Source organism: Streptomyces sp. NPDC046805 (genome assembly GCF_040645355.1).
GTDB lineage: Bacteria > Actinomycetota > Actinomycetes > Streptomycetales > Streptomycetaceae > Streptomyces.
On the sequence record NZ_JBEYYC010000003.1, the window covers coordinates 328700 to 340299 of the forward strand.

General features: G+C 70.5%; 11 protein-coding genes and 1 tRNA gene. 6 read left to right on the top strand and 6 right to left on the bottom strand.

The genetic code is table 11. The features are described from left to right. Positions 1 to 729: 729 nt before the first annotated feature. The 3 genes from ABZ910_RS06050 to ABZ910_RS06060 form a co-directional block, all read right to left on the bottom strand. Positions 730 to 803, bottom strand: a tRNA-Pro gene (locus ABZ910_RS06050). Between the two features lie 33 nt (positions 804 to 836). Beyond that, on the bottom strand, positions 837 to 1628 hold the full coding sequence (locus ABZ910_RS06055; protein ID WP_361359909.1) for a Pr6Pr family membrane protein: 792 nt from the start codon (positions 1626 to 1628) through the stop codon (positions 837 to 839). A gap of 117 nt (positions 1629 to 1745) precedes the next feature. Beyond that, a complete protein-coding gene (locus tag ABZ910_RS06060; protein ID WP_361359912.1) occupies positions 1746 to 2672 on the bottom strand; it encodes a metallophosphoesterase in 927 nt (308 codons plus the stop codon). 115 nt (positions 2673 to 2787) lie between these two features. Between ABZ910_RS06060 and ABZ910_RS06065 the strand changes: the two genes are divergently transcribed. Then, positions 2788 to 3255, top strand: a complete 468-nt coding sequence (locus tag ABZ910_RS06065; protein WP_361359915.1) for a GatB/YqeY domain-containing protein — start codon at positions 2788 to 2790, stop codon at positions 3253 to 3255. A gap of 117 nt (positions 3256 to 3372) precedes the next feature. On the opposite strand, the gene ABZ910_RS06070 is transcribed toward ABZ910_RS06065, so the two are convergent. Continuing rightward, positions 3373 to 5643 (bottom strand): transglycosylase domain-containing protein, encoded by a 2271-nt coding sequence (locus tag ABZ910_RS06070; protein ID WP_361359918.1) that lies wholly within the window; start codon positions 5641 to 5643, stop codon positions 3373 to 3375. Between the two features lie 438 nt (positions 5644 to 6081). Here ABZ910_RS06070 and wblA point away from each other — a divergent pair, with 438 nt between their 5' ends. Beyond that, positions 6082 to 6420 carry a transcriptional regulator WblA gene (gene wblA, locus ABZ910_RS06075; RefSeq protein ID WP_361359996.1) on the top strand — a complete coding sequence of 113 codons (339 nt, stop codon included), beginning with the start codon at positions 6082 to 6084 and terminating at the stop codon, positions 6418 to 6420. Between the two features lie 88 nt (positions 6421 to 6508). Here wblA and ABZ910_RS06080 read toward each other — a convergent pair whose 3' ends face one another. Both ABZ910_RS06080 and ABZ910_RS06085 read right to left on the bottom strand, forming a co-directional pair. Beyond that, on the bottom strand, positions 6509 to 7837 hold the full coding sequence (locus tag ABZ910_RS06080) for an ArsA family ATPase (RefSeq protein ID WP_361359921.1): 1329 nt from the start codon (positions 7835 to 7837) through the stop codon (positions 6509 to 6511). After that, a complete protein-coding gene (locus ABZ910_RS06085; protein WP_361359923.1) occupies positions 7834 to 8811 on the bottom strand; it encodes an ArsA-related P-loop ATPase in 978 nt (325 codons plus the stop codon). Before ABZ910_RS06085 ends, ABZ910_RS06080 begins: the two co-directional genes overlap by 4 nt. 72 nt (positions 8812 to 8883) lie before the next feature. On the opposite strand from ABZ910_RS06085, the gene ABZ910_RS06090 reads away from it, so the two are divergent. From ABZ910_RS06090 to ABZ910_RS06105, 4 genes are all read left to right on the top strand, one after another. Then, positions 8884 to 9045, top strand: coding sequence for a DUF4177 domain-containing protein (locus tag ABZ910_RS06090; protein WP_121891618.1), 162 nt, complete (start codon positions 8884 to 8886; stop codon positions 9043 to 9045). Further along, positions 9042 to 9506, top strand: coding sequence for a RidA family protein (locus ABZ910_RS06095; RefSeq protein WP_361359926.1), 465 nt, complete (start codon positions 9042 to 9044; stop codon positions 9504 to 9506). The genes ABZ910_RS06090 and ABZ910_RS06095 overlap by 4 nt, the downstream gene beginning before the upstream one ends. Before the next feature lie 85 nt (positions 9507 to 9591). Beyond that, positions 9592 to 10461 carry an NUDIX hydrolase gene (locus tag ABZ910_RS06100; RefSeq protein ID WP_361359929.1) on the top strand — a complete coding sequence of 290 codons (870 nt, stop codon included), beginning with the start codon at positions 9592 to 9594 and terminating at the stop codon, positions 10459 to 10461. Next, a complete protein-coding gene (locus ABZ910_RS06105; protein ID WP_361359932.1) occupies positions 10458 to 11288 on the top strand; it encodes an MBL fold metallo-hydrolase in 831 nt (276 codons plus the stop codon). The genes ABZ910_RS06100 and ABZ910_RS06105 overlap by 4 nt, the downstream gene beginning before the upstream one ends. Positions 11289 to 11600: the final 312 nt, after the last annotated feature.

Sequence of the window (11600 nt, forward strand, 5' to 3'; positions counted from 1 at the left end):
ACGACCGGCACCGGCAACGGCGGTACGACCGGCACCGGCAACGGCGGTACGACCGGCACCGGCAACGGCGGTACGACCGGCACCGGCAACGGCGGCACCAGCGCCACCGGCAACGGCGGCACCGACACCGGCGGCAACGGGCTCGGTGGGTCTTGACTCGACGAGAGCATGAAGACTGCTCGCCGGAAGTCCCTTTAGCCAGGTGATGCGGTTCGGAAGTGGGGTGCCACTACCCCTTGCGACCCAACACGCCGAGCAGGGCGTTGTCCTCCCACTGGTCGACGACTTCGAGGTATCCGGCGAGGACCTTTGAGTGTGGGCCCAGCCGCCCTCCTTGGCGATGACGATCTGGTCGTGGCCCTTGAGGCGGGAGGAGGTGGCCAGTCCGCGGTGCGGGCTGTGGCCGGCGAAGCGGATCTCGATCCCGGAGCGCTGGTCGGCGCGGGTGATGACGTCGCCGATGGACTCGGGCTGGAGTCCGCCCTCCATGATGGTGTGCCAGCCGGAGTGCAGGCGGCACCACGCGGCGACCGCGAAGTGCATGAGGACTGCCGCGCGCCTGCATCTGTTCTGAAGCACCCGCTGGAGGGGCGACCGTGACTGCCTTCGTAGGCCCGTCTGCGAGCGGGATTCCAAGATCTTCTCCCAGATTTCTCCCAGGAGACCCAGAAACCACTCAGGGACCCGACCCGCGATGCGGATCAGGCCCCTGACCTGGTACTTCGGCTGTCGGGGTGGCGGGATTTGAACCCACGACCTCTTCGTCCCGAACGAAGCGCGCTGCCAAGCTGCGCTACACCCCGATGTCGCTGCTTGTCGCGGCGACGACGTTTACTTTAGCCCACCGGTGGCTGGAGACGAAATCCGGTTATCCCGCGGCGGCGTATCGGGTTCGGGCGGATGTGGTCGAGGGCGACGAGGAGCACGGCCAGGCCGTAGATGCACAGGCCCAGGAGGAGGGCGTTGGCGAGGACGCTGCGGTAGCCGTGCCGCGCCACGTCCAGGAAGGGGTAGAGGTAGCGGGCCGGGGCGCCGGAGAGGAGCACCTCGGCGCGGATGAGGCAGAAGGTCAGGTAGGCCATGGGGTAGAGGAGCCAGGTCACGGTCTGGCGGAGGTGCAGGCGGTCGGGGGCGGTGAGGAGGAGCCAGTCCAGGAGCGCCGCGGCCGGGAGCGCCGTATGGAGGATCTGGAGGGCGATCCACTGGCCGTGCCAGGGCGCCGGCGGATGTGTCGCGTCCGTCATCGCGAACGGGGGCGTCGTGTGGCCCAGGAGCAGGTGGTAGACCGCGCCCGCGACGATGGCGTAGAGCAGGGTGGCGCCGGTCACGGCCGAGGGCAGTGGTTGGCGTGCCGTCCACGCCCGCTGGGCGGAGAGGATCATCACCAGGGCCAGCAGGAGGCTGCTCTGGATGCTGAAGTAGCTCAGGATCCGGGGCGGGCTGCCGATCAGCAGCTCGACGATCACGGTCGCCATCGCCGCCATGGCGACCAGCAGGCGGTACGCCGCGGCCAGCGGGCGGCGGGCGGGGGGTGTCACCGCCGTGGCGGGGACGGGGGAGCGCGGCAGCGTGGGGGTGGCCCGGACCGGGGGGAGGTCCGGGATTTCCCTGGGTATCGGGGCCGTCATGCCCTCACGCTAAGCAGGACGGACAAAAGGGGCGATGCGGGTGCGTCGGATGAGTGAATCCGCTGCCGCGGCCCGCTCGCCTCCGGTGGCGACCGAAGGCGAGCGGGCCGGGTGCCGCTACTCCCGGCCCACCAGCGTCAGCAGCGTCGCCTCGGGCGGGCACGCGAACCGTACGGGCGTGTAGCGGTTCGTGCCGCAGCCCGCCGAGACGTGCAGGTACGACGTACGTCCTTCCGCCGTGTACGTGGACAGGCCCTTCACGCGGTCCGTGTCCAGGTCGCAGTTGGTGACCAGGGCGCCGTAGAAGGGGATGCAGAGCTGGCCGCCGTGGGTGTGGCCGGCCAGGATCAGCGGATAGTCGTCCGCCGTGTACGCGTCCAGGACGCGCAGGTACGGCGCGTGGACCACGCCCATCGAGAAGTCGGCGCTGCCCGACGGGCCGCCGGCCACCTTCGCGTAGCGGTCGCGCTTGATGTGCGGGTCGTCCAGGCCGGTCAGCTCCACCGAGGCGCTGTCGAGCTTCAGCACGCCCCGGGTGTTCGTCAGGTTCAGCCAGCCCGCCTCGTCGAAGGCGTCCCGCAGGTCCTCCCACGGGTTGTGGATCGCGCCGACGACCGGCGGGTTGCCGTTCAGGCCGTGGCGGCCGCTGGTCTTCTCCAGCAAGTAGCGGGCGGGATTGCGGAGTTTGGGGCCGTAGTAGTCGTTGGAGCCGAAGACGTACGCGCCCGGGAACTCCATCAGCGGGCCCAGCGAGTCCAGGACCTCCGGGACGCCCTCCGGGTCGGACAGGTTGTCGCCCGTGTTGATCACGAAGTCGGGGCGCAGGCCGGCCAGCGACTGCAGCCAGCGCCGCTTCTTGCGCTGTCCGCTCACCATGTGGATGTCGGAGACCTGGAGCACGCGCAGCGGGCGCATGCCCGGCGGGAGGACCGGGACCGTCACTCGTCGGAGGCGGAAGGAGCGGGCTTCGAAGCCCGCCGCGTACGCCAGTCCGGCGGCGCCTGCCGCCATGATTCCCAGGGGTACTCCGTATCGCGCGCGCATACGACCATCGTGTCAGACCGTGCAGACGCGCAGAGCCGGGGCCGTCCCCCAAGACGGGTTGCGACGCGGTAAATCGGGGGGCGGCCCCGCTGCCTTACCTGCGACAATCGACCCCATGACCACCACGCTCAAGTCGAAGCTGCACGACGACCTCAACGCCGCGATCAAGGAGCGCGACGAGCTCCGCTCCTCCACGCTGCGGCTGACGCTCGCCGCGATCACCAAGGAGGAGGTCGCCGGCAAGGAGAAGCGCGAGCTGTCCGACGACGAAGTCCTCAAGGTGATCACCAAGGAGGCCAAGAAGCGCCGCGAGGCGGCCGAGGCCTTCGCGCAGGGTGGTCGTGCCGAGCAGGCCGAGCGGGAGAAGGCGGAGGGCGAGCTCCTCGCCGCGTACCTGCCCAAGCAGCTGTCCGACGACGAGCTGAACGCGATCGTGGCCCAGGCCGTCGAGGAAGCCAAGGCGGCCGGTGCCGAGGGGCCGCGGGCCATGGGCGCCGTCATGAAGATCGTGAACCCGAAGGTGGCCGGGCAGGCCGAGGGCGGGCGCGTCGCCGCCGCGGTCAAGAAGCTGCTGCAGGGCTGACGGCTCGGCCCGGACCCGGCCCGAACGACGAAGGGGCCGCACCGCTGGATCCAGGTCCAGGGGTGCGGCCCCTTCGTTTCGGTCGGCTTCGGTCTGTTCAGCCGGCCTCAGCCCGCCTCAGCGTCGCGGGCCGCCGTTGCCGTTCCCGTTGCTCTGGCCCTGGATGAAGTTCCCCGGGAGGGAGGCGGTCGGTGCCGGGCGGGGTCCGCCGTTCGCGCCGCCGTTTGTCGGGCCGCCGATGAGACCGCCGATGAAGTTGCCGCCGTTGTCGCCGTTGTCGCGTCCGTGGCCCCGGTCGTTGTCGTTCTCGTCGCCGTTGTCGTCCGGGATGTCGATGAGGTGGAAGGTCTCGACCGGCTTGCCCTCGAGGGCGCCGGTCACGGCGTCCTTCCAGATCGGGCCGGGGACGTCGGCGCCGTAGACCTGGTCGTGGTAGACGCCGCCGATGCTGATCCGCTCCATCTGCACGTCCTGCTTGGCGCTGCCGACCCAGACCGCGCCGGCCATGTTGGGCGTGTAGCCGACGAACCAGGCGTTCTTGCGCTCGTCCGTCGTACCCGTCTTTCCGGCGCTCTCGCGGTCGGTGAGCCCGGCCTTCTGGCCGGTACCGGAGTCGACCACGCCGCGCAGCAGGGTGTTGACCGTGTCGGCGGTCTTCTGGCTCATCGCGCGCGAGCAGGTCGACTTCGGGACGGGGAGCGACTTCTCCTCGTTGCCGACGGTCTGGGTGATCGCCTCGATGGCGACCGGCGTGCAGTACGTGCCGCGGGAGGCGAAGGTCGCGTACGCGCTCGCCATCGTCAGCGGCGACAGTCCGATCGAGCCGAGCGCGATGGCGGGCTTCTCGGGGAGCTTGTCGCCGTTGCCCTGCACCACATGCAGGCCGTCGGCCATCTTCATCACCGGGCACAGGCCGATGTCGGAGATCATCTGGACGAAGTAGGTGTTGACCGACTTCGCCATGGCCTCCTTCATCTGGAACGGCCCGACCTCCGAGCGGCTCTCGTTCTCGACCTTGTCGCGGTCGACGTTGACCCACGGCTTGCCGCCGCACGTCTGCACCGGGCTCGGGTACGGCATCTGGTACGGCGCCGAGTACTTCTGGGTCGGTGGCTTACCGCCCTCGATCGCGGCCGCGGCCACGAAGGGCTTGAAGGTCGAGCCGGTCGGGAAGCCGTAGTTGGAGCCGCCCATGTCCCGGTTGACCGAGAAGTTGTACTCGGTCTCGTCGTTGCCGTAGCCGTACGGCTTCGACTGGCCCATCGCCAGGATCTTGCCGGTGCCGGGCTGGACCAGGGTGGCGGCCGCGGCGACCGAGTCGGACTGGTTGACGTGGTCCTTGAGGGAGGTCTGGACGGAGTCCTGGGCCTGCGGGTCCAGGGTCGTACGGATCGTCAGGCCGCCGCGGTTCCAGACCTGGGCGCGGTCCTCCCTGGTCTTGCCGAAGACCGGGTCGGTGAGGAACGCGTTCTCGACGTACTTGCAGAAGAAGCCGGCGCCCTTGACCGCCGTGATGCAGCCGTTCTTCGGCTGGCTGACGTGCAGTCCGAGCGGCTGCTGCTTGGCCTTCGCGGCCTCCGCCGGGGAGATGTCGCCGACCTCGGCCATGCGCTGGAGCACGACGTTGCGGCGCTTGGTGGCCTCGGCCTCGTCGTTCACCGGGTCGTAGCGGCTCGGCGACTGCACGATGCCGGCCAGGAGGGCGGCCTCCTGGAGGTCGAGGTCCTTGGCGGGCTTGGAGAAGTACCGCTGCGAGGCGGCCTCGACGCCGTAGGCCTGCTCGCCGAAGAACGTGATGTTCAGGTAGTTCTCGAGGATCTTCTTCTTGCCGAGCTTGTCCTCGATCTGGATCGCGTACTTCAGCTCGCGGACCTTGCGACCCAGCGTCTGCTGCGTGGCCTGCGCGACCTTCGTCGGGTCGTCGCCGGCCTGCTCGATGAAGTAGTTCTTCACCAGCTGCTGGGTGAGGGTCGAGGCGCCCTGGGCGACCCCGCCGCTCTGCGCGTTCTTGTTCACGGCGCGCAGGACGCCCTTCAGGTCGATCGCGCCGTGCTGGTAGAAGCGGGAGTCCTCGATCGCGACGATCGCCTTCTGCATGTACGGCGAGATGTTCGTGAGGTCGACCACCGTACGGTCGCGGGAGTAGACCGAGGCGATCTGGTCGCCGCGGTTGTCCAGGATCGTGGTCCGCTGACTGAGCTGAGGGCTCTTCAGGTTGGCCGGGATCTCGTCGAAGCTCTGGACCGAGCCCTTGGCCGCGAGTCCGAGCGCGCCTGCCGCAGGCAGCGCGATGCCGGCCATCACCGCTCCCGCGAGCACACTGACACCGAGGAACTTGGCGGCCTGCTGCATGGGCGACAGGCCACCGCCCGAGCGCTTCTTTGGCATGGGGGCAGCCTACGTTCTCATTCGCCGGACACGCGTATATGCCTTGGCCTAAGCTGCTCTCAACTGTCACAGCTCTGCGGCCACGTATCAATACGTCCGGCGACCCCGAATCGTTGCGGATCTTCTCGACTTTCTTCTGCGGATCTCTCCGTCGGGCATGTCGAGGTGTGTGAGAGGCGTCCGAATCCGCCTCGTGTGTCACCTGGTGTCCACTGCGACACACCACAGCCGTCCCGGTTTGCCCGGATCGTCACGCATGTCGCCAGCTCACTCCCGTGGGTGATCTGCCGCGTACTCATAGTCCGTTCGGGCCATTCAAGATTGGGCCCGAAGGGGGTGTTGCGCTGTGCCCACCTTCCGTAACGTCCTCAACTGGCGGCGGTGAATATGCCGCTGCCGCCGTGGGGGAGCCTCGATTCGGGAGAGGACGGCGCCGGTATGGGCTGGGTAACCGACTGGAGTGCGCAGGCCGCCTGTCGCACTACCGATCCGGATGAACTGTTCGTTCAGGGAGCAGCGCAGAACAGGGCCAAGGCGGTGTGCACCGGATGCCCGGTGCGCACGGAATGCCTGGCCGATGCGCTGGACAACCGCGTCGAGTTCGGCGTGTGGGGAGGCATGACGGAGCGGGAGCGCCGGGCGCTGCTGCGCAGGCGGCCCACCGTGACCTCCTGGCGCAGTCTCCTGGAGACAGCGCGTTCGGAATACGAGCGGGGCGCCGGCATCGTGCCCCTCGACAACGACGAGGTGTACGAGAACTACGCGGCGGTGAGCTGAGGGGGCCCTCTCGGCTCGCGCGGTTCAGGCACGTGCCCCTGGTGCGGGGCGCCGGAACCTGTCTCGCGCTCGGGCGCTCGCCTCCGGTTCACGCGCCTGTCTCGGGCAACTCCGGCCGCCCGGCCGCCAGCCTGTCTCCGATCTGCCGCAGCCCGGTGAGGTCGTGCACGTCACCGGGGAGCGCGGCCACTTCCACCACGGCCACCTCGGGGTGGAGCGCGGCGAAGCGGTCACGCGTGCGCTGCTCGCGGGAGAGCAGGTGCATGCGGTCGGCGTGCAGCCTCAGCAGGCCTGCCGTGAGCCGGTCGACGGCGTGGTCCGGTCCGGCGGGGGAGTGGGACTCGGACACGGCTGAACCGGAACCCATGGCTGATTCTGAACTGCCGTACGTGTCGGGAGAGTTACGAAGTCCAGCTTTCCCGTCGCCCTGATCCACAATGCGGGGTTCCTCAAGATTTTCCGCGGCGGCGAGCGACCGTTCGGCAGACAGACGGTCGGCGCCGCTGCCGTGGACCCGGTTGAGCACCAGACCGACCAGCGGCATGCCCTCCGCGGCCAGCCGCTCCACGAAGTACGCCGCCTCGCGCAGCGCGTCCCGCTCCGGAGCCGCCACCACCAGGAACGCCGTGCCCGGCGCCTGGAGGAGCTTGTACGTGGCGTCCGCGCGCGTGCGGAAGCCGCCGAAGGTCGTGTCCATCGCGGCCACGAACGTCTGGACGTCCTTCAGCATGTCGCCGCCCAGCAGCTTGCCCAGCGTGCCGGTCATCATCGACATGCCGATGTTGAGGAAGGCCATGCCCGCGCGCCCGCCCAGCTTCGCCGGGGCCGTCAGCACCCGGATCAGCCGCCCGTCGAGGAAGGAGCCGAGCCGCTTGGGCGCGTCCAGGAAGTCCAGGGCCGACCGGGACGGCGGTGTGTCGACGACGATCAGGTCCCACTCGTCGTCGGCCCGCAGCTGACCCAGCTTCTCCATCGCCATGTACTCCTGCGTGCCCGCGAAGCCCGCCGAGAGCGACTGGTAGAAGGGGTTGGCCAGGATCGTGGCCGCCCGCTCGGGGTCCGCGTGCGCCTCGACGACCTCGTCGAAGGTGCGCTTCATGTCGAGCATCATGGCGTGCAGTTCCCCGGCGCCGTCGGTGCCCTTGACCCGGCGCGGGACGTTGTCCAGCGAGTCGATGCCCATCGACTGGGCCAGCCGCTTGGCCGGGTCGATGGTCAGCACGACCACCTTGCGGCCGCGCTCGGCGGCACGCAGCCCCAGCGCCGCCGCCGTCGTGGTCTTGCCCACACCGCCCGAGCCGCAGCACACCACGATCCGTGTGTTCGGGTCGTCGATCAGCGCGTCGACGTCGAGGACGCGCGCGGAGGAGAGGTGGTGGCGGGCGGGATCCTGCGCGTCGGCCGGGTCCGGACTCATGACATCCCCTGTTCCCGCAGGTCGGTGGCGAGTTCGTAGAGGCCCGCGAGGTCCATGCCCTCGGCGAGCAGCGGCAGTTCGTGCAGGGGCAGGTCCAGCTCGGCCAGGACCGAGCGCTGCTCGTGCTCCAGCGTGTACCGCTCGGCGTACTCCGCCGCCTGTGCCAGCAGCGGGTCCACCAGCCGCTCGGCGTTCCCGCCGCGGCGCGCTCCGCCCAGTCCGGCGGCCGACAGCGACTTCGCCAAGGCGGTGCGCGGCACGGTCCGTACGAGGTCCAGGTCGGTGGTGCCCAGCACCTGGGGCCGGACCATGTTCACGATGACCCGGCCCACGGGCAGTCCCGCCGCCCGCAGTTCGGCGATCCCGTCCGCGGTCTCCTGGACGGGCATCTCCTCGAGCAGCGTGACCAGGTGCACGGCGGTGTCGGGCGACTTCATCACCCGCATCACGGCCTGCGCCTGATTGTGTATCGGGCCGATCTTCGCCAGCCCCGCCATCTCGTCGTTCACGTTGAGGAAGCGGGTGACGCGCCCGGTCGGCGGCGCGTCCATGACGACATGGTCGTACAGGAACCGCCCGCTCTTGTCCTTGCGCCGTACCGCCTCGCACGTCTTGCCGGTCAGGAGTACGTCCCTCAGGCCCGGCGCGATGGTGGTGGCGAAGTCGATGGCCCCGAGCTTCTTCAGGGCCCGGCCGGCGCTGCCCAGCTTGTAGAACATCTGGAGGTACTCCAGAAGGGCCAGTTCGGGGTCGATGGCGAGGGCGTAGACCTCACCGCCCCCGGGAGCGACCGCGATCTTCCGCTCCTCGTAGGGCAACGCCTCCGTCTCGAAGAGCTGCGCGATGCCCTGCCGGTTCTCGACCTCCACGAGAAGCGTCCGCTTCCCCTCGGTGGCGAGAGCCAGCGCGAGGGCCGCGGCGACCGTCGTCTTCCCGGTGCCGCCCTTGCCGCTGACGATCTGGAACCTGCTCACACCTTCGAGACTAACCAGTCCGCCGGCCGCCTACGCGGGAGGCTGTGGATAACAGCGACTACAGTCGGCCACATGACCAAGTGGGAATACGCAACCGTGCCGCTGCTCGTCCACGCCACGAAGCAGATTCTGGACACCTGGGGCGAGGACGGCTGGGAGCTCGTCCAGGTCGTGCCCGGGCCGAACAACCCCGAGCAGCTCGTGGCCTACCTGAAGCGGGAGAAGCAGTCGTGAGCGCCGTCGAGGCCAGGCTCGCCGAACTCGGCCTGAGCCTGCCGGAGGTGGCAGCGCCGCTGGCCTCCTACCAGCCGGCCGTGCGGACCGGGGCGTACGTCTACACCAGCGGCCAGCTGCCCATGGTGGACGGCAAGTTGCCGGTCACCGGCAAGGTGGGAGGTGAGGTCACCGCCGACGAGGCCAAGGACCTGGCCCGCACCTGCGCTCTGAACGCCCTGGCCGCCGTCAAGTCCGTCGCCGGCGATCTGGACCGCATCGCGCGCGTGGTGAAGGTCGTCGGCTTCGTCGCCTCGGCCCCCGACTTCACCGGTCAGCCCGGTGTCGTCAACGGTGCCAGCGAGCTGCTCGGCGAGGTCCTCGGCGACAAGGGCGTGCACGCCCGCAGCGCGGTGGGCGTCGCCGTGCTTCCGCTGGACGCTCCGGTGGAGGTCGAGATCCAGGTCGAGCTGGTCCCGTAGGGACCAGCGGGTCGGCGGGGCTGCCGCGGTGCGCGGACCCCAGGAGCCTCTCGAACATTCGCTCACCACGGGATAGCCTCCGCCCATGGCGAATGGGCAGTGGTATCCCCCGGAGTGGCCGGAGCGCATCCGCGCGCTGACGGACGGCACCCTCACCCCGGTCACGGCCAGGCGTGCCGCCACCGTGATGCTCCTGAAGGACACCGGCACCGGCCCCGCCGTCCACATGCTGCGCAGACGCGCCTCCATGGCTTTCGCCGGAGGCGCGTACGCGTATCCGGGCGGCGGCGTCGACCCCCGTGACGACGACCGCCAGATCCGCTGGGCGGGCCCCACGCGCGCGTGGTGGGCCGAGCGGCTCGGCGTCGACGAGAGCGGAGCCCAGGCGATCGTCTGTGCCGCCGTCCGCGAGACGTACGAGGAGGCGGGCGTCCTGCTCGCCGGACCCGCCCCCGACTCGGTGGTCGGCGACACCACGGGCGAGGACTGGGAGGCCGACCGCGCCGCCCTGGTCGCCCGCGACCTGTCCTTCGCCGAGTTCCTCGACCGCCGCGGGCTGGTCCTGCGCTCCGACCTGCTCGGCGCCTGGACCCGCTGGATCACGCCGGAGTTCGAGGCCCGCCGCTACGACACCTGGTTCTTCGTGGCCGCCCTCCCCGAGGGCCAGCGCACCCGGAACGCCTCCACGGAGGCCGACCGCACGGTGTGGATCCGGCCCGAGGAGGCAGCCGCCTCGTACGACAAGGGCGAGCTGCTGATGATGCCGCCCACCATCGCGACCCTGCGCCAGCTGTCCGAGTACACCACCGCCGCCGAGACGCTCGCGGCCGCGCCCACGCGCGACATGACGCCGGTGCTGGCCCGCGCCCGCCTGGTGGACGGCGACATCGTCCTGTCCTGGCCGGGCCACGACGAGTTCACCAAGCGCGTGCGCACCAGCGGAGGACCGGCATGACGGACGCAGCAGCCCTGCCCGGACAGCCCCGGGGCGGTGTCCTCTCCGGCCCCGCCACCGCGCGGGCCGTCAACGTCCTGGCGCCCAACGCCTCCGCGATGACCCTGGACGGCACGAACACCTGGATCGTCTCGGAGCCCGACTCCGACCTGGCCGTGGTGATCGACCCGGGCCCCGAGGACGACGGTCATCTGCGCACCGTCCTCGACACGGCCGAGAAGGCCGGCAAGCGCGTCGCGCTGACCCTGCTCACCCACGGCCACCCCGACCACGCCGAGGGCGCCGCCCGCTTCGCCGAGCTGACCGGCACGAAGGTGCGTGCCCTGGACCCGGCGCTGCGGCTGGGCGACGAGGGGCTGGCCGCCGGTGACGTGGTCACGGTCGGCGGCCTGGAGCTGCGGGTCGTCATGACCCCGGGCCACACCGCGGACTCGCTCTGCTTCCACCTCCCGGCCGACCGGGCGGTCCTGACCGGTGACACGATCCTCGGCCGCGGTACGACGGTCGTGGCGCACCCCGACGGCCGCCTCGGCGACTATCTGGACTCCCTGCGGCGGCTGAGGTCACTGACGGTCGACGACGGCGTCCGCACGGTCCTTCCCGGCCACGGCCCGGTCCTGGAGGACGCCCAGGGCGCCGTCGAGTTCTACCTCGCCCACCGCGCCCACCGCCTCGCCCAGGTGGAGACGGCCGTCGAGGACGGCTACAGCACCGCGACCGAGGTCGTCGCCCAGGTCTACTCGGACGTCGACCGCTCCCTGTGGCCGGCCGCCGAACTGTCGGTCCGGGCGCAACTGGACTACCTCCGGGAGCACGGCCTCATCTAGCGGGCAGCGGGGCCTTGGCCGGGCGCGGATCCCCACTCGGGCCGCGGTGCTTTCGCCCCATGCACGCGCGCGTACTCCGCCGCGAGCCAGGGCCCGAGGTCGTCGACGTACGGCTTGGGGGAGCTTGAGGACGAGGCCCCCGGTCCAGGCCGAAGGGGGGTCCGGGGCGCAGCCCCAGGAGCGGCGCTCACGGCGGTGGGGGGGGGGGGGGGGGGGGGACCCCCCCCCCCCCCCCCCCCCCCCAACCACCACCGACCCCCCCCCAGGAGCGACCAGGATCCAACACCACGAAGAACCACCCCGCCACCCCCC